The sequence below is a fragment of the Blastococcus sp. SYSU DS0753 genome, from assembly GCF_054051175.1.
Genome location: NZ_JBJHAT010000015.1, coordinates 26,312 through 46,507, shown reverse-complemented (window position 1 = coordinate 46,507; position 20,196 = coordinate 26,312). Strand labels below are relative to the sequence as shown.

Sequence of the window (20,196 nt, the reverse complement as noted above, 5' to 3'; positions counted from 1 at the left end):
GGTGATCGATCTCGACCGGCTGCTGGACTTCGCCGCCCGATCCCGGCTGCCGGACGGCTTCGGGTACCTGGGCCCGGACGGTGACCTGCTCGCGGACCGGCCGCAGGAGGGCTGGATCGTCGCGCGGATGACCCACGTCTTCGGGCTGGCCGCCCTGCTGGGACGGCCAGGGGCGGGCGAGCTGGCCGGGCACGGCGTCGAGGCGCTGCGCAGCGGGCCCCTCCACGACCGGGTGCACGGGGGCTGGTGCGCGACGGCCGCCGACGGCACGAAGGCCGCCTACGTGCACGCCTTCGTCCTCCTGGCCGGTGCCACGGCGACCGCGGCCGGGATCGAGGGCGGGCGCGCGCTGCTCGACGACGCCCTCGACGTGTGGCAGGACCGGTTCTGGGACGAGGACGCGGGCCTGGCGGTGGAGGAGTGGGACCGCACCTGGTCGCGGCTGGACGACTACCGCGGTGCCAACGCCAACATGCACGGCGTCGAGGCGGTGCTCGCCGCCGCCGACGCGGTCGACGACGCGGCCCTGGCCGCCCGGCTGCGCGGGCAGGCGCTGCGCAGTGTCGAGCGCGTGGTGCACGGTTTCGCCCGCGAGCGCGGCTGGCGGCTGCCCGAGCACTTCACGTCCCACTGGGAGCCGCTGCCCGAGCACAACGCGGCGCACCCGGCCGACCCGTTCCGCCCCTACGGGGTCACGATCGGGCACCAGTTCGAGTGGGCGCGGCTCGCGGTGCACCTGCGCGCCGCCCTCCCCGACCCGCCGCGCTGGCTGCTCGACGACGCCGTCGCGCTGTTCGACGCCGCGGCGACCCGCGGGTGGGCGGCCGACGGCGCGGACGGCTTCCCGTACACCCTCGACTGGGACGACCGGCCCGTGGTCGCTGCGCGTATGCACTGGGTGCTGTGCGAGGCGGTGGCGGCGGCGGCGGTGCTCGCCCGCGTGACCGGGGAGCCGGCCTACCGGGCGCTGGCCAACCGCTGGCGTGCGCACGGTGAGGAGCGGTTCGCCGACCCCACCACCGGCAGCTGGCACCACGAGCTCACGCCGTCGGGGGAGGTCGCCGAGGGCACCTGGGCCGGGCAGCCCGACGCCTACCACCTGGCGCAGATGCTGCTGGTGACGGACCGGCCGGTGCGCGGCAGCATCGCGGCCGCGCTGCGCTGACCTGCTCCTTCCACGTGTCGGTCCGGCGCCCCCGGGGTAGGTGGCGCACGACCGAACAAGCGACACGAGGAGCTGAGAACGTGGCCAGCGTGCAGGAGTCCGTCGACGTCGACGTCCCGATCCGCATCGCCTACGACCAGTGGACGCAGTTCGAGACGTTTCCGCAGTTCATGGGCGGCGTCGAGAAGATCACGCAGATCGACGACACCCACACCCACTGGGTCACCAACATCGACGGCGTGAAGCGCGAGTTCGACGCGGAGATCACCGAGCAGCACCCCGAGGAGCGCGTGGCCTGGACCAGCACCAGCGGTGAGGCCAAGCACGCCGGTGTGGTGACCTTCCACCGGTTGGACGACGCCAAGACCCGGGTGATGATCCAGATCGACTGGGAGCCCGAGGGGCTGGTCGAGAAGGCCGGTGCCGTCCTCGGCTTCGACGACCGGCAGATCAAGGCCGACGCGAAGAAGTTCAAGGAGTTCATCGAGAGCCGCGGCACCGAGACCGGTGCCTGGCGGGGTGACGTGCAGCGCCCGAGCTGAGCCCCCGCCCCGCTACGACGACGGCGCCCACCCCACTCGGGGTGGGCGCCGTCGTGCGTTCGGGCTCCGACGTGGCGCGACTCACCCGAAAGGATGAGGAACCTTCGGCCATGTCTCACGTTCGCCGACGTTTCGTCGGATTAAAGTAGTGCACGCCTGCGTTACTACGGCTGCAGGTAGATCACTCCGACGAAAGAGGAAGTAACGATGAGCAGCGTGACGACCAGCTGGCGGCAGCGTCGGCAGGTGGCGCGTACCCGGCGGGCGCTGAACAAGGCGCTGGCCCGCAGCAGCAGCCCGGCGATGCGCGACGAGCTCCTGACGATGGCGAACGGCAGCCACTTCCTCGGCCGCTGAGCCCTGGCCGCGCGCCGCGCGCGGCCCCGGAACACCCCGACCCCGGTCTCCCTCGAGACCGGGGTCGCGTGCGTCCGGGGGCTCGTCCCGCAGGGCGCGGTCCGACCTGCGGGTTCCTCACCCGATCCGGTCGGTTCCGCTCAAGCGGGGGTGGTGGCGCGCCGATCACCGGACCGTGGGCACAGGATCACCTGGCAGCGGCGGCGCGACCGCCGTGCCGCCGGCCGAGGCGCGGGAGACCCCGGGCATCACGATGGCCGGGGTGCTCGCCTACGTCCGCCGCGCGGGTGGGGACGACGCCGTCGCCGCGGTGCTCGACCGGGCCGGGCTCGGCGAGGTCGCCGACCAGGTCGCCGACCAGGCCCGCTGGTGGAGCTACGCCACCCGGATCCGGCTGTTCGCCGCGGCGACGGATGTGCTGGGCGACCCCGACACGATGTTCCACGTGGGCACGGCCGCGATGCGCAGCGGCCTGGGACACTCCCTGCTCCTGGTCCTGCGCGCCCTGGGCACGCCCCGCCAGGTGTTCCGCCAGCTGCCGCGGGCGGCGGCCAAGTTCACCACCGTCTCCCGCATGGAGGTCCGCGAGGCCACCGCGACGTCGGCGACGGTCGCCCTGCACCTGGCCGACGGCTACACCCACTCGGCGCTGGACTGCGCGTACGCCCGCGGGCTGGCGGTGATGATCCCGGCCATCTTCGGTCTGCCTCCCGGCGTCCTCACGCACACCGAGTGCTGCGTCGACGGCACCGGCACCTGCGTCTACCGCCTCACCTGGGAGCGGCGGTCGCGATTCCGCCGCCGGCGGCCCGACGGGGCCGCGGCCGACCCCGAGCTGACGGCGCTGCGGGGGCAGTTGCGCACGCTGCAGTCCGCGGCCGGTGACCTCGTCGCCAGCGACGACCTCGACACCGTCCTCCACCGCATCGTGGCGCGGGCCGGTGAGGCCGTGCTGGCCCCGGCGCACCTGCTGGTCGTCGGCAACCCGGACGGCGGTCCGCCCCTGGTCCACGGCGCCGGCATCCCCGACGACCAGTTGCCGGAGCTGGCCGCGCGGATCCTGTCCGGGGACGACCTGGGCCGCACCGCCGTGGTCGTCGACGTCGCCTCCGCCCGCCGCCGGCACGGCCGGCTCGCCGCGATCTACCCCTCCGGTGACGGCGAGATGGCCGACGAGCACGCGATGCTCGCCGCCTACGCCGGGCACGCGGCGGCGGCGCTGGACCTGCTCATCGCCCTGGAGGACGCGCGCCGGGAGGCCGACCGGGCGGGCGCCCTGCTGGCGCTGGCCCACGAGCTGGCCGGCGCCGGCGACGCGACGGCGGTCAGCCAGGTCGTCGCGGAGGCCCTGCCGCGCGTCATCGGCTGCAGCAGTGCCTCGGTGATGCTCTGGGACCCGGCGACGGGGCAGCTGCAGGGCCGCAGCTCCGCCCGGAGCCAGCCGCTCCGGCGGGAGCACTTCCTGAGGACGCCGCTGCGGCCGGAGGACACCCCGGAGCTGGTCGGCATGCTCACCGACCGCGAACCCCGGATCCTCAGCCTCGCCACCAGCAGCCCGGTGCTGCGCCGGTTCATGACCGACATCGGCGTCTCCGACGTCGTCGCGGTGCCGCTCCTGGCCGGCGCCACCTTCCTCGGCGTCGCGACGGCGAGCTGGGAGTCCGGGACGGCGCCCGAGGAGCTCGGTGGCGACGTGCTCGCCCGGCTGCGGGGTGTCGGTGACCAGGCGGCCACCGCGCTGCAGAAGGCCCGGCTGCTGGAGACCGTGCGCCACCAGGCCACGCACGACGCGCTGACCGGGCTGCCCAACCGCGTGCTCTTCCTGGAGCGGCTGGAGGCGACGCTCGCCGGGACGGGCCCCGACGGCCAGCTCGGGGTGCTCTTCTGCGACCTCGACCGGTTCAAGGACGTCAACGACTCGCTCGGTCACGCGGCCGGGGACGAGCTCTTGCGGCAGGTGTCGGCACGGCTGCGCGCCGCCGTCCGGCCCGGCGACACGGTGGGTCGGCTCAGCGGCGACGAGTTCGCCATCGTGCTGCCGGCCCTGGCTGACGCCGACCAGGCGCGGACCCTCGCCGACCGCATCACGGCCTGCTTCGAGGAACCGTTCCGCCTCGACGGCACCCCGGTGCGGGTGGGGACCAGCGTCGGGGTCGCCGTGCTCGGCGCGGAGCGGGCGCGCACCGCCGACGCCCTGCTCCGCGAGGCGGACGCGGCGATGTACCGGGAGAAGGAGCGGCGGAGCCGGTCGGCCCGCGCCGTCCGCTGACCGTCAGTCGCGCAGCCGGGCGCGCAGCGCCGCCTGCTCGTCGGCACCGAACCCGTGGGCGTCCAGCCATCCCGCCGGACCGTCGAACCGTTCGTCGAGCAGGGTCAGCAGCCGGTCCATCGTCTCGGCCCGCGGCGTGTGGCTGGCCACGTCGCGCGTGACCATGTCCTCGGCGTACGTGGGCGAGGTGGCCAGCTTCGCCACCAGCGCGTCGATGACCTCCGCGGTCAGCGCGTAGTCGGCCACGATCTCCTCGTGCGGCACCCCGGCGACCGCCAGCGCGAGGGCGCAGACCACGCCGGTGCGGTCCTTGCCGGCTGCGCAGTGCACCACCGACGCGCCGTCCGGGGCGGAGGTGAGCGCGCGCAGCGCCCCGACGACGTTCTCCGACCGCTGGCCGAGGTAGCCCAGGTAGGACCGCACCGCCGGCGGCTCCACCTCGTCGTGGGCCGCGACCTGCCGGGGCAGCAGCGACTCGGCCCACCCGGCCCCGAGCTCCAGCTGCGGCTCCTCCTCCTCCACCGCGAAGACGTCGGTGTAGTGCCCGCGCTCCGGCAGCAGGGTGAAGTGCCGGTGGGTGACCTCGGGGACGCCGCGCAGCGGGCCGCGCCCCTCGAGCACGATCTCCGCGGTGGTCCGCAGGTCGATCACCTGGCGCAGGCCGATCTCGTGCACCAACCGCCGGACGTCGGCGTCGCTGAGGGTCTGCAGGTTGTCGCTGCGCAGGATCCGCCCGGCCGCCGTCCGCCCGCCGTCGGCGGTGGGCAGGCCCCCGAGGTCCCGCATGTTGGTGGTGCCGTCGAGCCGGATCCAGCGGCCGGTGTGCGGAGAGGTCACTCCTGGGACGGTACGGCCTGAGCCCGGCCGGTGGCCTCTGGGCACCGGACCCCGCAAGGGTGGTGCGCTGCCCCACAATGCAACCCGGCGGTATGGGTCCGGTCCACATGGGCACGTGATCAGCTCGTCCCTACGGTGTGGTGCAGACCACTCGTGCACCCGCACACCGAGGAGATCGCCATGTCCCGCACCCGTTCCCGGACCGCTTGCACCGCGGCGGCCGCAGGTGTCCTCGCGCTCACGGCCGCGTGCGGCAGCCCCGGTGCCCCTGGTGGCGGGGCGGGCAGCGGAGGCGGCGCCGGCGAGGACGGGGCCCCGGTCCAGGTGGGCGTGATCACGTCGACGTCCGGGCCGCTCGCCTCGTACGGCGCGCAGTACCTCCAGGGCTTCGAGGCGTGCCTGGACCACCTGACCGACGGCACCGGTGAGGTGGGCGGCCGGCCGGTGGAGGTGATCCAGCGCGACGATGCCGGAGACCCGGCCAAGGCCGTCGCCGAGGCCACCGACCTGATCGGCCAGGGGGTGCAGATCCTGGCCGGCTCGGCGTCCTCCGGCGTCGCGGTCCAGGTCGCGCCGCTGGCGGAGCAGAACGACGTCCTGTTCATCTCCGGCCCGGCGGCGACCGACGCCGTGACCGGGGTCAACGACAACACCTTCCGGTCCGGCCGGCAGACCTACCAGGACGTGCGCACGGCGCAGTCCTTCATCGGCGAGGCGGCCGGCAAGGAGGTGCTCGTCTTCGCCCAGGACAGCGCCTTCGGCCAGGCGAACGTCGCCGCGGTGACCGCCGTCCTGGGCGACGAGGCCGGCGCCACCGTGACGCCGCTGCTCGTCCCGGCCAGCGCGACCGACCTCACCCCCTTCGCCGCGCAGGCCCGGGATGCCGGCGCCGACCTGACCTTCGTCGCCTGGGCCGGGGAATCCGCGCCCGCGATGTGGCAGGCCATGGGCCAGCAGGGCGTGTTCGACGCGACGAACGTCGTCACCGGCTTGGACCTGCGCGCCTCCTACCCCACCTACGGCGAGCAGGCCGCGGACCTCAACTTCCTGTCGCACTTCTTCGCCGAGGCGGTCGACAACGAGATGAGCCAGGCCGTGGCCGAGCGCGTCGAGGCGGCCGGTGGGGAAGTGGACATCTTCACCCCCGACGGCTGCAACGCCGCCCAGATGATCGTGCGCGCGGTGGAGGAGAGCCCCGACGACGTCGCCGGGATGATCTCCGCCCTCGAGGGCTGGAGCTTCGACGGGGTCAAGGGTGAGACGACCATCCGCGCGGAGGACCACGCCCTCCTGCAGCCGATGTTCCAGGCCCGTCTCGAGCAGCAGGGCGGCGAGTTCGTCCCGGTGCTGGTCGACACGCTGGCTCCGGAGGACACCGCTCCTCCGGTCGCCACCTCCTGACGCGGCGAGGGGACCCGGTGTCCACCAGTGCCACGGCGGCACCGGCCGCCCACCCCGCCGGGGGCGCGCCGGTGCTGCAGGTGCGCGGGCTCAGCTGCGCCATCGGCGGGGCGGTGATCGTCGACGACGTCACCTTCGACGTCGCCCCCGGTGAGTTCGTCGCCGTCATCGGCCCGAACGGCGCGGGCAAGACGTCGCTCTTCAACTTGCTCTCCGGGCTGCTCCCCGTGACCGGCGGCACCGTGACCCTCTCGGGGGCGGACATCACCGGCGCCTCGCCCTCGGCCCGGGCCCGGCGGGGTCTGGGGCGGACGTTCCAGGCGTCATCGGTCTTCGCCGGGCTGAGCGTGCGCGAGAACGTCCGGCTGGCCGCGCAGGCCCGGTTGGGCGGGAGCATGCGCCCCTGGCAGCTGGTGCGGCCGGGCGATGCGGCGCAGGAGATCGCCACGCGCTCGCTGGCGCGGGTCGGGCTGGGCGGCCGCGGCGAGGACCTCGCCGGAGCCCTCTCCCACGGGGACAAGCGCAAGCTCGAGCTGGCCATCCTGCTGGCCACCGACCCCGCTGTCGTCCTGCTCGACGAGCCGATGGCCGGGGTGAGCATCGAGGACGTCGCCGGGCTGACCGAGGTGATCGCCTCGGTGCACCGGGAGGAGGGCAAGACGGTGCTGATGGTCGAGCACCACATGGACGTGCTGCTGGGCCTGGCCGACAGGGTCGCGGTCATGCACCACGGCAAGCTCCTGGCGCTGGACACCCCGGAGCGCGTGACCAGCGACCCGGCCGTGCAGCAGGCCTACCTGGGCGAGTCGCTGTGAGCGGGCAGGCGCCGCCGCTGCTCCGTATGTCCGGCGTCCACGTCCGGCTGTCGGGCAGCCACATCCTGCAGGGTGTGGACCTCACCGTCCGCCGCGGCGGGGTGACGGCCCTGCTCGGGCGCAACGGTGCGGGCAAGACAACGACGGTGAAAGCGGTGCTCGGGCTGGTCCCGTCCTCGGGGACCATCGAGTTCACCGGCGGGAACGGCCGGACCGAGCGGATCGACGGGCGACGGACGCACGAGATCGTCCGCCGCGGGATCGGTTACGCCCCCGAGGACCGGGAGGTCTTCGCCGGCCTGACGGTGGCGGAGAACCTGACGCTGGCCGAGCGACGCGACTCCGACCACCACCACGACCGGGTCTACGAGCTCTTCCCCGAGCTCCGGAAGCGCAGCCGGCAGCTCGCCGGGACGCTCTCCGGCGGTCAGCAGCAGATGGTCGCCATCGCGCGTCTGCTGCTCAACGACAACCAGCTGCTGCTCATCGACGAGCCGACCAAGGGACTGGCGCCGTTGCTGGTGGCCGAGGTCGCCGACGTGCTGGCCCGCGCGGCCGAGGAGGTGACGATCCTGCTCGTCGAGCAGAACCTGACCGTCGTCCAGCGGATGGCGCGCGACGCCGTCGTCGTCGACCAGGGGCGAGTGGCCTGGTCGGGGCCGGCCGCCGACCTGCTGGGCGATGCCGACCGGACCCGCGAGCTGCTCGGCGTGGCCGCCAGCGGGGGAGGGCACCGGTGACCACCTTCGTCCTGCTGGCCATCACGGGGCTGGGCCTGGCAGCGCTCTACTTCCTGGTCGCCTCCGGGCTCTCGCTGATCTTCGGCCTCATGGACGTGCTGAACTTCGCCCACGGCGCGTTCCTCACGATCGGCGCCTACGGGACGTGGTGGGCGGCCGGCAACCTGCCCGGTGCCGGCTCCACGGGCTGGGGTTTCGTCCTCGCCGTGGTCTTCGGGGTCGGGGTCGGCACCCTGGTCGCGGCCCTGATCGAGCTGCTGCTCATCCGGCCGCTGTACCAGCGCCACATCGAGCAGGTCCTCGTCACCGTGGGTCTCAGCCTCGCGCTGGTGGCCCTCGTGCGGGCGGTCTGGGGCTCCGACCCCCGGCCGTTCCCGCGCCCGGAGTGGGCGCAGGGCACCACATCGGTCCTGGGCGCCAACGTGCCCAACGACCGGTTCCTGCTCATCGCCAGCGCGGTGGTGGTCCTGGTGTCCGTGCTCGCGTTCCTCCGCTTCACCCGCGTCGGTCTGATCATCCGGGCCGGGGTGGAGAACCGGACCATGGTGACGGCGCTGGGCATCGACGTCCGCAAGGCGTTCACCCTCGTCTTCGCGATCGGAGGGGCCTTCGCGGCCCTCGCCGGGGCGCTCGGCGGCATCTACCTGGGGTCCATCTCCCCCGGGCAGGGCACCTCCCTGCTGATCTTCGCCTTCATCGTGGTGGTCATCGGCGGCATGAGCTCGATCACCGGCACGGCCGCCGCCGCGGTGCTGGTCGGCCTGGTGCAGCAGTTCGCGAACTACTACGCCGCGAGCGGGGTGGGTGACCTGTCGGTGGTGCTGCTGCTGGCGGTGGTCCTCCTGGCCCGTCCCAGCGGCCTGACGGCGAGGTTGGCGTGAAGGACGGGGCCGTGAACCGGAAGAACGCGCGGCGGCTCGCGCCGCTGGTGGTGCTGGTAGTCCTGGCGCTGCTGCCCTACTCGACCCTGGACCTGCCGGGGATCTTCGACGGGGTCCTCAACAGCCCCGGCACGCTGCAGCTGCTGGCGCTGTGCCTGGTGTTCGGCGGGGTCGCGCTCTCGTTCGACCTGCTCTTCGGCTTCACCGGGCTGCTCTCGTTCGGGCACGCCCTCTACTTCGCGGCCGGCACGTACGGGGCCAACCTGCTGCTGACCGAGCTCGGCTGGGGGCTGGGTGCGGCGGTCGCGGCGACGACCGTGCTCGGCATCGTGCTCCCGCTGGTGATCGGCAGCGTGGCGCTGCGGGTCTCCGGCATCGCCTTCTCCATGGTCACCCTGGCGACCGCCCAGGTCGGGTCGATCATCGTGCTGCAGGACCCGGGTGGGCTCACCGGCGGCGAGGAGGGGCTGGCGGTCGACCGCACCCCGATCCCCGACGCGTTCGTCGGCGTCTTCAACACCGTGAACAAGTACTGGCTGGCGCTGGCCTACCTGGTGCTGGTGTACGCGGTGGTCACCTGGGTGACCCGATCCCGGGCCGGGCGGGTCTGGCAGGCGATCAGGGAGAACGAGCGCCGAGTGGAGGTGCTGGGCCTGCGGCCGTACCGCTTCAAGCTGCTGGTGTTCGTGCTGGCCGGGCTGCTGGCCACTCTCGGCGGCATCGTGCACCTGCTGCTGCTGGGCGGTTCCACGCCCCGGGTGACCACCGCCGACTTCACCATCGGTCTGCTGGTCATGGTGGTGCTCGGCGGCGCCGGCAGCCGGTGGGGCGCGGTGCTCGGCGGCGTGCTCTACACCTACTTGGACAGCCGGCTGACTGCCCTGGCCGCCTCCCCGGCGGTCCAGGACCTCCCCGCCTGGCTGCGGGTGCCGTTGTCCGAACCCCTGTTCATCCTCGGGACCCTCTTCGTCCTCGTCGTCCTCTTCGTGCCCGGCGGCATCGCCGGGCTGGTGGACCGGCTGGGCGCGCGACGCCGCGGCCGCCGCCGCGAGGCCGAGGACCCGCCGCCCGGCCGGGCGGTGGAGCGGCTGCGGGACGAGATCGGTGCCGGGGTCGGCGGGAGCCGACCCCACGACGGGGTCTGACTGAGGACCGACTCTCCCGACGCCTCGGACCAGGAACCCCCTGCCCGACGGGCGGGTGCTCCGCTACGCCAGCAACCGGTCGCAGACGTCGATCAGCCGCTGCCGCAGGACGGCTCCCCGGGCGGCGAACCCGCGCTGCCCGGCCACGTACTCGGCCTTCCCCTCCGGCGTCTCGATCGGGACGGGCGGATAGCCGTGGTCGCGCAGGTCGTACGGCGAGGCCCGCATGTCCAGCTCCCGGATCGCAACGGCCAGCTCGAAGCAGTCGACGACCAGCTCGCCCGGGGTGGCGGGGCTGAGCTTGTAGGCCCACTTGTAGAGATCCATGCCGGCGTGCAGGCAGCCCGGTTGCTCGAGCTGCGGCTGGTTCTCGCGGGTGGGCTGCAGCCGGTTGCGCGGCACGGCCGGTGGGGTGAAGAACCGGAAGGCGTCGTAGTGGCTGCACCGCACCGGGTGCGCCTCGACGACGGCGTCGGTGCCCTCCTGGCCGAGGCGGAGGGGGATCGGGTGCCGGGTCCCGCTGTCCCGGTAGACCATCGCCCACTCGTGCAGGCCGAAGCACCCGGTGAACGCCGGGCGGGCGGCGGTCGCCACGAGCAGCCGCCGGACGAAGCGCACGGTGTCGCCGCGGTCGGCCAGGAAAGCAGCGACATCGAGCCGCACGGTCGCGCCGTCGGTCACGTACCAGCGCCGACCCCCGTGCGGCGCGGGGGCGGCGAGCGCGACGTCCGGGCCGGGGTGCCAGCGGCGGAGCCGGCCGGGCGTCTCGGAGTAGTAGGTGAACAGGAAGTCCAGCACGGGGTGGGTCTCGCCCCGGAGGCGGCGGTCGCGGTGGGGGACAGCCCACCGGTCCACGCGTTCCTCGTGCGAAGCGGCCCGCGCCTGCCACTCCTCGACCGGCAGGACCGGCAGCTGGGCGAGGGTCGGCTGCACCTGCCCAGGGTAGGGCTCGGTCAGCCGGGGCCGACGTGGGTCAGCCGGTGCAGGCGGAGGGCCAGCTGGACCTCCAGAGCGCGGGCCGGGGAGGACCACTCGCGACCGAGCAGCCGGCCGATCCGGTCCAGGCGCTGGGTGACGGTGTTGACGTGCACCTGCAGGCTCTCCGCCGCCCGTGCTGGTGAGCCGCCCGCCGCGAAGAACGCCTCCAGGGTTCCTTCCAGGTCCGTGCCGCGCTTCGCGTCGTACTCGAGCACGGGGGCCAGCGTCGCCCGCACGAAGGCGGGCACGTCGCGCCCCTCACCGACCAGCAGGCCGAAGAAGCCCAGCTCGTCCGCGCTCGCGGAGCCCCCCGCGCGGCCGAGCGCCACCAGGGTCGCCGCGCAGCGCGCCGCCTCCGCGTGCGCCGCGGCCACGGCACCAGGGCCGACGGCCGGTCCGGCGGCGCCGACGGTGACCGCGCCGGCACCGGCGGCCCCGAGCTCCCGATGGACGACGGCGGCCGCGGGGCCGGGATCCTGGCCGGGCAGGCAGAGGACGACGCAGCCACCGTGCAGGCCGGCGAGCCCGCCCCGGGTCGCCGCCAGGTGGGCCGCGGTGGCCAGGGCCCGCGGCCGGCACCGCGCCTCGACCCGGGCGACGACGACGGCGTGCGCGCGGTCCAGATCCGCACCCAGCCTGCGGGCGCGCTCCCGCAGCCCGTCGGGATCACGGAGACCGGGGTTCAGGAGCTCCTCGAGCAGCTCCCCGCGCACCCGGTTCTCCGCCTCGCCCGCCGTCCGGCGGATGAGCAGCAGCAGGGCGGTCACGAGCGCGGCGCGCTCCAGGATGCGCTGGTCGGAGTCGGCCAGCTCCTCCTCGCGGTGCAGCACCAGCCCGCCCAGCAGCTCGCTGTCCACCGTCACGGCTGCGGTCCACCAGGTGCCGTCCTGCACCGTCCGTCCGGTGGCGCGGGCCAGGGTGAGCGCTCCGGCGGGATCGGGCGGCAGCGCGGTCGCCGAATCGGCACCGGGCGAGGCGGCCCGGCCTTCCTCGTCGAGCACGGTGATGCTGCCCCCGAGGGCCTCCGTCACCGCCGCGGCGACGTCCTCCACCCCGCCGCCGCGCAGGACCACGTCGATGAAGCGGTCGTGGGCGCCGGCCGCCCGCTCCACCGACGCTGTGTGGGCGCGCAGCCGCCGGGTGGCCGCGGACAGCTCGTCCAGCGCCGCCCTGGTCTCCTCGAGGAGCCGGGCGTTGTCCAGGGCGATCGCGGCGTGGGCGGCCAGCGACCCCAGGAGGGACACCTGCGACCGGTCGAAGGTGCGCTCGGCGCGGTCGGCGGCGAACAGGACGCCGACGACCTGGGCGCCGCGGACGAGGGGCACCCCGAGGATCGCGACGAGCCCCTCGTCGTGGACGCCGTCGTTGATCTCGGTGGTGTGCCGGAACCGCGGGTCGGTGAAGTAGCTCGACGTCGCGTACGGCGCGGCGGTCTGGGCGACGAGCCCACCCAGCCCGACCCCCATGGGCAACCGCAGGCCCTGGAACCGGGCCGAGACCGAGCCGTCGGTGACCCGCATGTAGGTGTCCCCACGCAGGGGGTCGTTCAGGGTCAGGTAGGAGACGTCGCTGCCCAGCAGCTGCCGGGCGCGCCGGACGATGGCGGTCAGCACGGAGTCGACGCCGCGCAGCGCCGCGAGGTCGTTCGCGGTGTCGAAGAGGGCGGTGAGTTCGGACTCCCGGCGGCGCCGGGCGGCGAAGGCCTCGCGCACCTCGAGCGCCAGCAGCTTGAGCCGCTCCAGCCCGGCCAGCTCGTCGGCGTCCGCCCCAGCCGCCCGTGCCCGGACCAGGGGGCGTTCGTACTCGATCGCCGCGGCATCGCCGAGCAGCAGCTCGAAGTACTCGGCGGCCCACCCCGCGGCCGGACGCGGGGCGCCACCGGTGGGAGGCGGGGCCGCAGGCTGGGACACGACCGGCATTCTGGCCGGTCGGGCGCTCACCGCGCGCTCCACCCGCCGTCCATCACGAGGGAGGTGCCGGTGACCGAGGCCGCGGCGGGCGAGCACAGCCAGGCGACCGCGTCGGCCACTTCCGCGGGCTCGATGAGCCGCTTCACCGCGGCCGGTGCCAGCATCACCTGCTCCACGACCTGGTCCTCGGACAGGCCGTGCGCCTGCGCCTGCGCGGCGATCTGCCCCTCCACCAGCGGGGTCCGCACGTAGGCGGGGTTCACGCAGTTCGACGTGATGCCCCGGGCGGCGCCCTCCAGCGCGATGACCTTGGACAGCCCCTCGAGGCCGTGCTTCGCCGTCACGTAGGCGGCCTTGTAGGGGGAGGCGCGCAACCCGTGGACCGAGCTGATGTTGACGACGCGGCCCCAGCCGCGGTCGTACATGTGCGGGAGGGCACCGCGGACGAGCCGGAAGGGCGCCTCCAGCATGAGCCGCAGGATGTGGGAGAACCGGTCGACCGGGAACTCGTGGACCGGTGCGACGTGCTGCAGACCGGCGTTGTTGACCAGGATGTCCACGGCCAGGTCGAGGCGGTCCACGGCAGCGAGGTCGGACAGGTCGGCCGTGACCGCCGTGCCGCCCACGTCTCCGGCCACGGCCCGGGCGCCCTCGGCGTCGCGGTCGACGACCACGACGTCGGCGCCGTCGGCGGCCAGCCGGACGGCGCAGGCCCGGCCGATCCCCGATGCGCCGCCGGTGATGAGTGCCCGCCGCCCGACCAGGGGACCGTTGACCGCCATGGTGGGAACGCTAGGCCCACGGTGCGACATGCCCCACGGTTGTGGCGCACACAGCAGGCGCCCACCTGGTGGTGCGAGGGCACACTCGCGGCAGGGTTCGCGACCCGGCTGGAGACTTCCTCAGTCCGACTCGTTGCCCGGGCGGGCGACCGAGTCGTCGCGCTGCGCGTCCTCGTCCGTGGTCAGCTGCACGTCGTCGTCCTGCCGGGCGGGCGTGGAGGCGTCGTCGGCGGTGTCGGGGGACTCCCGGTACCCGGTCGGCTGGGATTCGCTCATCGGCCGTCGTCTCCTGATCGTTCGGTGGGGCCGGTGACCTCGCCGGAGGCGCCGGCCCGGGTGGCGCGGGCGACGTCGCCGTCCGCGCGGGCCGGCAGGTCGTCACCCTGGGCGGCGTCCCGCTCCAGGGCCTGCTCGCGCGTGAGGGGGACGTCGTCGACCGAGGACGTCAGGTCGCTGTTGGCGCCGGTGCCCGACGCGGTCGGTACGTCCTGCTGGATGCGGTCGCTGCCCTGGGGATCGGTCATGCCGGCCTCCTGTCCATCGGCTGTCCTCCCGCCCATGCCCGGCATCGCCCCCGCGAAACGGCCGAGGCCGCCTCCCGGTGGGGGAGGCGGCCTCGGCTGCGGTGCGGAGCCGGTGTGGACCGGTCGTGGGCCCAGAGGGTCCCCGACCGGGACATGGGCAACGGCTCCACGTAGACGGGACGGCTCCTGGCCGCGGTGCCGTCCGGAGGACGGCAGAGTGCTCAGAAGCAGTTCTCGTCGACCTCCATGAGGGCGTTGTCGGTGTTCTCGACGATGGCCCGCTCGGCGGTCAGCTTCGGCAGCACCTGGCCGGCGAAGAACCGGGTGGCGGCCAGCTTGCCCTCGTAGAAGTGGCGGTCCTTCTCGCTGACCTCGCCGGCCAGGGCGGCGAGCGCCACCTCGGACTGGCGGATCAGCAGCCACGCGGTGACCAGGTCGCCCGTGGCCAGCAGCAGCCGGGAGGTGTTCTGCGCGACCTTGTACAGGGAGGCCATGTCCTCCTGCGCGGCGGTCAGGTGGCCGAACATCGCGGTGAGCATGCCCTGGACGTCGGAGAGCGCGGTGCCCAGCAGCGCCCGCTCCTCCTTGAGCCGGCCGTTGCCGACCTCGCCGTCCACCGTCGCCTGGATCTGCCCGGCGAGCCAGGTCAGCGCGACCCCGCCGTCCTTGACGATCTTGCGGAAGAAGAAGTCCTGGCCCTGGATCGCCGTGGTGCCCTCGTAGAGGGTGTCGATCTTGGAGTCGCGGATGTACTGCTCGATCGGGTAGTCCTGCAGGTAGCCGGAGCCGCCGAGGGTCTGCAGCGACTCCTGGGTCAGCAGCTGGGTGGCGCGCTCGGAGCCGAAGCCCTTCACGATCGGCAGCAGCAGGTCGTTGACCCGCTCCGCCAGCTTCGCCTGCTCGCTGTCGGCCTCGCCCGCCGCCGCGGCCTCGGTGACCTGGTCGCGGAAGCTCGCCGCGTACAGGTACAGGGCCCGCATGCCCTCGGCGTAGGACTTCTGCAGCATCAGGGAGCGGCGCACGTCCGGGTGGTGGGTGATCGTGACCCGCGGGGCGTCCTTGGACGTGGCGGTGAGGTCCGCGCCCTGTACCCGGGTCTTCGCGTAGTCCAGCGCCACCTGGTAGCCGGCCGAGAGGGTGGCGATGGCCTTGGCGCCCACGAACATGCGGGCGTGCTCGATGACCTTGAACATCTGCGCGATGCCGTCGTGCACCTCGCCGACCAGCCAGCCCTGCGCCGGGACCGGTCCGTCGCCGAAGGTGAGCTCGCAGGTGGTGGAGACCTTGAGCCCCATCTTCTTCTCGACGTTGGTGACGTAGGCGCCGTTGCGCTCGCCGAGCGCCCCGGTCTCGAGATCGACGTGGAACTTGGGGACGACGAACAGCGACAGCCCCTTGGTGCCGGCCCTCGCGCCCTCGGGGCGAGCCAGGACCAGGTGGATGATGTTGTCGGACAGGTCGTGCTCGGCCGACGTGATGAACCGCTTCACGCCGTGGATGTGCCACGAGCCGTCGGGCTGCTGCACGGCCTTCGTCGTGCCGGCGCCGACGTCGGAGCCCGCGTCGGGCTCGGTGAGCACCATGGTGGCGCCCCACTTGTGCTCGAGCATGAGCTCGGCCAGGCGCTTCTGGTCCGGCGTGCCCAGCTCGTCGAGGATCGCGGCGAACGCGGCGCCCGAGCCGTACATGAAGACCGCCGGGTTGGCGCCGAGGATCATCTCGAAGGCGGCCCAGGTGAGGACGTGCGGAGCGCCGAATCCGCCGAGGTGCTCGGGCAGGTCGAGGCGGTACCACTCGCCGTCCTCGACGGCCTGGACCGACTTCTTGAACGACTCGGGCAGCGCCACCGAGTTCGTGGCGGGGTCGAACACCGGCGGGTTGCGGTCGGCGTCGACGAAGGAGGCCGCCACGGGTCCCTCCGCCAGCCGGCGCACCTCGCCGAGGATCCCGCGGGCGGTGTCGGCGTCCATCTGCTCGAACGGGCCGGTGCCGAAGCGGTCCTTGGTGTCCAGGAACTCGAACAGGTTGAACTCGAGGTCCCGCAGGTTGGCGGTGTAGTGCGTCATGGCGCTCAGGCTCCCGTGCTCCGGCCGGCGTACGGCGTCGTGCTACTCACGAGTAACAAACGCTATTACTCGCGAGTAGCAACGGCAAGCACCAGGTGCCCGGACACGTTCCGGGCACCGCGTCTGACCCGGAAGGGTCAGCGCTTGCGGCGCCGGGCGCGGAGCACCGCGCCGGCCAGCCACACCAGCAGGCCGCCCAGCGCCGCCGCGACGAGCAGGGCCACCACCAGGGGGCCCTCGACGTCGGTGAAGACGAGGCTGATCTGCACCGACTGGCCGTTGAAGATGACGAACAGCACCAGCACCACGGTGACGAAGATCAGCAGCGCGAGCGCCAACCCCCGCCCGATGGTGCGCCCGGTGTGCCGCTCCCGCGTCGGCGTCGGCGTCGGTTCGGCCCGGCCGGCGGGCTCTGCGGGTCCGGCCGCGCGGTCGCCGGCGGCGGGGGAGCCCAGGCCGACGCTGAGCGGGTCTCGCGCGTCGGCCGGCTCCCGCCCGGGGCCGGTCACCGGGCGTCCGGTTCGGTGTCGGCGGGCGGGTAGGCCGGTCCGGCGATGCCGTCCGCCGGCCCTTCGGTGGCGCCCAGGGAATCGCGGTCCTCGCCGGGCGCCTTCTCCGCGCCGAGCGGCTCGGCCTCGCGGTCGGCACCCGCGTTGTTCGCATCCGGCATGGTCATGGGCCGGTTCTGCCCCTGAGTGGGCGGGTGGAAACCACTCGCCACTGCCCCGCCCGCGCGTGCGCGGCACGGGTGCCCGTTCAGTCCGCCAGCGCGGGACCCGCCTCGTGGGCGGGGTGGCCGGCGGTGCGCTCGCGCTGCTTCATCCGGGCCTCGAACACGTGCCGGTCACCTCCGGCGAGCTCCTCCCGGGCGCGAGCGTCGAACGCGCGGAAGGCGCCCCAGTAGTTCTCGTCGAAGTCCTCGACGATCTGGAAGGTCCACCGGTCGGCGATGACGTTGCGGCCGACGAGGTCGCGGTCGAGGTCCTCGGCGAGGCGGGTCGCGCCGGCCCTGCCGAACAGCTCGACGGACTCCTGCAGCAGCCGGTCGGCCTTGCCGGTCAGCTGGTGGAACGCGTACAGGAAGCCGCGTGCCTGGTCGACGGTCTCCAGGGCCTCGGACAGCTTGCCGAGCGCCTCCACCGTCGTGTCGTCGAGGTCGGGCCGGGTGCGGTCGGTGCTCACCCGCCCATCCTGCGGTCAGGCGCGGGCGACCGCGATCTCGATCAGCCGCTCGGCCAGCTGCCGGCCGTGGGCGGCGGGGCCGTCGGGCCCCAGGAGACCGCCGGAGAGGTACATGCCGTCGATGATCAGGTGGATCTGCGCGGCGAGGTCCTCCCCGTCGCCCGGCACGATCTCGTCGGCCAGCCGCTCCAGGCGGGCGTGCAGCTCGAACTTGTAGTCGGCCGCCGCGCTGCGGGCGGGGTGCTGCGGGTCGTCGTACTCGCTGCTGACGTTGGTGAACGGGCAGCCGCGGAACCCGGTGCGGGTGACGTCGCGCTCGACGGCGTCGACGACCGAGAGCAGCGCCGCGCGGGGATCGCCCTCCAGCCGGTCCAGCTCGGCGTCGATGAAGGCCAGCACGGTGGCTGCCTTGCGGCTGAGGTAGGCCCCGACGAGGTCGTCCTTGCTCTTGAAGAGCCGGTAGACCGTCATCTTGCCCAGGCCCGTCTCGCGGACCAGCTCGTCCATGCCCACGCTGCGGGAGCTGCGGCCGGCGAAGAGGCGCTCGGCGGTGTCCAGCACGATCGCCTGCCGCTCGGCGCGGCTGCGGCGAACCGGTGCCGAGGCGTCGTCGGCGGCGGTGAGGGGCAGGGCGGCGGTCACGTCTGCGATGGTGCCCCAGGACGTGACGGAGCAGTTCGCGGCACGCCGACCCTGATCGCTCTGGGTGACGAGGGGCGCCCGGGTTTCCCGTGGCACCGGGGAGCGGTGGTGCCGGTGTGACGCAGTAGCGTCACCGAGCGTGAGCGCGGCGGCTCAGTTCCGGCGGGTGCGACGCGGGTTGGCCAGCAGCCGGGCGACGGCCCGCGCCGAGGACTCGGCAGAGTCGGTCCGCGATCGGTCGGCCGACTCGTCGGTGGTCCGGGTGTGCAGCACGTTGTCCTCCATGCGCCGTTGCGTGCCCGTGCCCTCGTTGCGGGAAACCGGCACGCGGCCCACCGGGGTGAGACGTCGCTCACCCCGTGGACCGGTCAGAGCGCCGGTCAGGTGTCGGGGGTGTCGGCGCCCCCGCTCGCGGCGTCGCTGCGGCCCTCGGCCGGCTCCTCGGGGTGCGGCGTCCGGCCGCTGCCCGCCTGCTCGCCGGCCGGGTCGCCCTCGGCGCGCTCGGCGCTGTGCGGCGTGCGCTGGGATTCGCTCATCGCGGGTCCTCCTCGGATCGGGTCGGGGAGCGGTGTGCCCGGTCCGCCGGCGGGGAAACCGCGGGCCCGCCGACCGGGGTGGCCGGGGGCACGCGGAGCAGCAGCTCGCGCACGGCGTCGTGGTCGGGGAGGGCGCCGCGCGCGCCGGGACCGGTGGTGGAGGACGCGGCCGCCGCGACGGCGTGCCGGACGGCGTCGGGGAGGCCGGCGCCGTCGGCCAGCGCCTGCCCGAGGGCGCCGCAGAAGCAGTCACCGGCACCGGTCGTGTCGACCGGTGTCACCGGGGGCGGCGCCTGCAGCAGCGCCGGCCCCTCCGCGGGCACGACCAGGGCGCCACGCGCGCCGAGGGTGACCACGACGGCGCCTGCCGTCACCCGGCGGGCCAGCCCCGCGAGCTCGGCGGGCGAGCGCTCACCGGGTTCGGCACCGGCCAGCTGCACCAGCTCGTGCTCGTTCGGGACGAGCACGTCGACCCGCTCCAGCAGGGCGGCCGGCAGCGGCACCGGGGGAGCCGGGGTCAGCACGACGGTGCCGGTCGCCGTCCGGGCCGCCGCCTCGACCGCCGGCAGCGGCACCTCCAGCTGCAGGAGCACCACGCGGGCCGACCGCACCGACGGCACGTCGACGTCGGCGGGGCTCAGCTCGGCGTTGGCCCCGGGCACGACCACGATCAGGTTCTCTCCGCTGCCCTGCTCCACCGGGATGGTCGCGGTGCCGGTGGGCGTGCCGATCGTGCGCAGCACCCGGCTCACGTTGACCCGGGAGGAGGCGAGCGCGGCCAGCTGCCGGTCGCCGGCCGGGTCGTCGCCCACCCGGCCCACCATGTGCACGCCGCCGCCGAGGATCCCCGCCGCCGCGGCCTGGTTGGCGCCCTTCCCGCCCGGGGCGAGCGCGGCGGCCCGGGCGACGACCGTCTCGCCGCGGCGCGGCAGCCGGTCGACGGAGACCAGCACGTCCTCGTTCAGGCTGCCGACGACGGTGACGGACACGCAGGACCTCCGGAGGGCTGGGCGAGGGGTACCGGACGGCCGTTTCCCGCGGCCGGCGCGACGGTACCGGGAGGACGACGAGCGGAGGAACCATGGCGAGCGACGACCCCGACACGATCCGACGGGAGTTCGGCGAGGCGGTGAACATGACCGCGGCCGAGCTGGAGCGGTGGCTGGCGAGCGAGGAGTCGCAGGCCGTGGGGCAGAAGGACGGCGACGGCGAGTCCACCGGCCACGCCTCGGGCCGGCGCATCGTGGACCTGCTGCGCACGAAGAAGGACGACCTGACCGACGACGACCTCGCCCACATGCGGAAGGTCCACGGCTACGTGCAGCGGCACCTGGCCCAGGAGCCGACGAAGGAGGACGTCGAGACGTCGAAGTGGCGGTACTCGCTGATGAACTGGGGCCACGACCCGCTCAAGAAGGGCTAGC

Annotated in this window: 24 protein-coding genes; 10 read left to right on the top strand and 14 right to left on the bottom strand. The window is 74.1% G+C overall.

The genetic code is table 11. The features are described from left to right. Position 1: 1 nt before the first annotated feature. The 4 genes from ACI799_RS12855 (at position 2) to ACI799_RS12840 (ending at position 4,333) form a co-directional block, all read left to right on the top strand. Positions 2–1,165 (top strand): AGE family epimerase/isomerase, encoded by a 1,164-nt coding sequence (locus ACI799_RS12855; RefSeq protein WP_456613228.1) that lies wholly within the window; start codon positions 2–4, stop codon positions 1,163–1,165. Positions 1,166–1,245: 80 nt separating this feature from the next. After that, complete coding sequence (locus ACI799_RS12850; RefSeq protein ID WP_456599973.1) at positions 1,246–1,707, top strand: SRPBCC family protein; 462 nt, start codon at positions 1,246–1,248, stop codon at positions 1,705–1,707. A gap of 207 nt (positions 1,708–1,914) precedes the next feature. Continuing rightward, a complete protein-coding gene (locus ACI799_RS12845) occupies positions 1,915–2,064 on the top strand; it encodes a hypothetical protein (RefSeq protein WP_456590097.1) in 150 nt (49 codons plus the stop codon). A gap of 175 nt (positions 2,065–2,239) precedes the next feature. Further along, positions 2,240–4,333 (top strand): diguanylate cyclase domain-containing protein, encoded by a 2,094-nt coding sequence (locus tag ACI799_RS12840; RefSeq protein WP_456613227.1) that lies wholly within the window; start codon positions 2,240–2,242, stop codon positions 4,331–4,333. 3 nt (positions 4,334–4,336) lie between these two features. Here ACI799_RS12840 and ACI799_RS12835 read toward each other — a convergent pair whose 3' ends face one another. After that, the gene (locus ACI799_RS12835) at positions 4,337–5,170 is read right to left on the bottom strand and encodes a tyrosine-protein phosphatase (RefSeq protein ID WP_456599972.1); all 834 of its coding nucleotides are present in this window, start codon (positions 5,168–5,170) and stop codon (positions 4,337–4,339) included. A 180-nt stretch (positions 5,171–5,350) separates the two neighbouring features. Between ACI799_RS12835 and ACI799_RS12830 the strand changes: the two genes are divergently transcribed. The 5 genes from ACI799_RS12830 to ACI799_RS12810 are packed head-to-tail and all read left to right on the top strand — an operon-like array spanning position 5,351 to position 10,152. Next, positions 5,351–6,571: a substrate-binding domain-containing protein gene (locus tag ACI799_RS12830; RefSeq protein WP_456613226.1), complete on the top strand. Its 1,221-nt coding sequence runs from the start codon at positions 5,351–5,353 to the stop codon at positions 6,569–6,571. A 17-nt stretch (positions 6,572–6,588) separates the two neighbouring features. After that, the gene (locus ACI799_RS12825) at positions 6,589–7,386 is read left to right on the top strand and encodes an ABC transporter ATP-binding protein (protein ID WP_456590101.1); all 798 of its coding nucleotides are present in this window, start codon (positions 6,589–6,591) and stop codon (positions 7,384–7,386) included. Further along, positions 7,383–8,126 (top strand): ABC transporter ATP-binding protein, encoded by a 744-nt coding sequence (locus tag ACI799_RS12820; RefSeq protein WP_456590102.1) that lies wholly within the window; start codon positions 7,383–7,385, stop codon positions 8,124–8,126. The genes ACI799_RS12825 and ACI799_RS12820 overlap by 4 nt, the downstream gene beginning before the upstream one ends. Next, entirely contained in the window at positions 8,123–9,007 is an 885-nt protein-coding gene (locus tag ACI799_RS12815; protein WP_456590103.1) for a branched-chain amino acid ABC transporter permease, read from the top strand. The genes ACI799_RS12820 and ACI799_RS12815 overlap by 4 nt, the downstream gene beginning before the upstream one ends. An 11-nt stretch (positions 9,008–9,018) precedes the next feature. Then, positions 9,019–10,152, top strand: coding sequence for a branched-chain amino acid ABC transporter permease (locus tag ACI799_RS12810; RefSeq protein ID WP_456590104.1), 1,134 nt, complete (start codon positions 9,019–9,021; stop codon positions 10,150–10,152). Between the two features lie 63 nt (positions 10,153–10,215). Here the strand turns inward: ACI799_RS12810 and ACI799_RS12805 are convergent, their stop codons facing one another. From ACI799_RS12805 to ACI799_RS12745, 13 genes are all read right to left on the bottom strand, one after another. Beyond that, positions 10,216–11,085 (bottom strand): 3-methyladenine DNA glycosylase, encoded by an 870-nt coding sequence (locus ACI799_RS12805; protein ID WP_456590105.1) that lies wholly within the window; start codon positions 11,083–11,085, stop codon positions 10,216–10,218. A 20-nt stretch (positions 11,086–11,105) separates the two neighbouring features. Next, positions 11,106–13,049, bottom strand: a complete 1,944-nt coding sequence (locus tag ACI799_RS12800) for a helix-turn-helix domain-containing protein (RefSeq protein WP_456590142.1) — start codon at positions 13,047–13,049, stop codon at positions 11,106–11,108. A gap of 17 nt (positions 13,050–13,066) precedes the next feature. Beyond that, positions 13,067–13,822 carry a 3-hydroxybutyrate dehydrogenase gene (locus ACI799_RS12795; protein ID WP_456599968.1) on the bottom strand — a complete coding sequence of 252 codons (756 nt, stop codon included), beginning with the start codon at positions 13,820–13,822 and terminating at the stop codon, positions 13,067–13,069. 120 nt (positions 13,823–13,942) lie between these two features. After that, a complete protein-coding gene (locus ACI799_RS12790) occupies positions 13,943–14,098 on the bottom strand; it encodes a hypothetical protein (protein WP_456590107.1) in 156 nt (51 codons plus the stop codon). After that, complete coding sequence (locus ACI799_RS12785; RefSeq protein ID WP_456590108.1) at positions 14,095–14,346, bottom strand: hypothetical protein; 252 nt, start codon at positions 14,344–14,346, stop codon at positions 14,095–14,097. The genes ACI799_RS12790 and ACI799_RS12785 overlap by 4 nt, the downstream gene beginning before the upstream one ends. Before the next feature lie 221 nt (positions 14,347–14,567). Next, complete coding sequence (locus tag ACI799_RS12780) at positions 14,568–16,412, bottom strand: acyl-CoA dehydrogenase (RefSeq protein WP_456599967.1); 1,845 nt, start codon at positions 16,410–16,412, stop codon at positions 14,568–14,570. A 137-nt stretch (positions 16,413–16,549) separates the two neighbouring features. Then, on the bottom strand, positions 16,550–16,921 hold the full coding sequence (locus tag ACI799_RS12775) for a lipopolysaccharide assembly protein LapA domain-containing protein (RefSeq protein WP_456590110.1): 372 nt from the start codon (positions 16,919–16,921) through the stop codon (positions 16,550–16,552). Then, positions 16,918–17,088, bottom strand: coding sequence for a hypothetical protein (locus ACI799_RS12770; RefSeq protein ID WP_456590111.1), 171 nt, complete (start codon positions 17,086–17,088; stop codon positions 16,918–16,920). The genes ACI799_RS12775 and ACI799_RS12770 overlap by 4 nt, the downstream gene beginning before the upstream one ends. An 80-nt stretch (positions 17,089–17,168) precedes the next feature. Then, on the bottom strand, positions 17,169–17,594 hold the full coding sequence (locus tag ACI799_RS12765; protein ID WP_456590112.1) for a hypothetical protein: 426 nt from the start codon (positions 17,592–17,594) through the stop codon (positions 17,169–17,171). A gap of 15 nt (positions 17,595–17,609) precedes the next feature. Further along, entirely contained in the window at positions 17,610–18,236 is a 627-nt protein-coding gene (locus ACI799_RS12760) for a TetR/AcrR family transcriptional regulator (protein ID WP_456590113.1), read from the bottom strand. Between the two features lie 153 nt (positions 18,237–18,389). After that, a complete protein-coding gene (locus ACI799_RS12755) occupies positions 18,390–18,563 on the bottom strand; it encodes a hypothetical protein (protein ID WP_456590114.1) in 174 nt (57 codons plus the stop codon). Positions 18,564–18,616: 53 nt separating this feature from the next. After that, complete coding sequence (locus ACI799_RS12750; RefSeq protein WP_456590115.1) at positions 18,617–18,772, bottom strand: hypothetical protein; 156 nt, start codon at positions 18,770–18,772, stop codon at positions 18,617–18,619. After that, a complete protein-coding gene (locus ACI799_RS12745) occupies positions 18,769–19,761 on the bottom strand; it encodes a ribokinase (protein ID WP_456590116.1) in 993 nt (330 codons plus the stop codon). The genes ACI799_RS12750 and ACI799_RS12745 overlap by 4 nt, the downstream gene beginning before the upstream one ends. Positions 19,762–19,853: 92 nt before the next feature. On the opposite strand from ACI799_RS12745, the gene ACI799_RS12740 reads away from it, so the two are divergent. Then, complete coding sequence (locus ACI799_RS12740) at positions 19,854–20,195, top strand: DUF3140 domain-containing protein (RefSeq protein ID WP_456613225.1); 342 nt, start codon at positions 19,854–19,856, stop codon at positions 20,193–20,195. The last annotated feature ends 1 nt before the right edge of the window (position 20,196 follow it).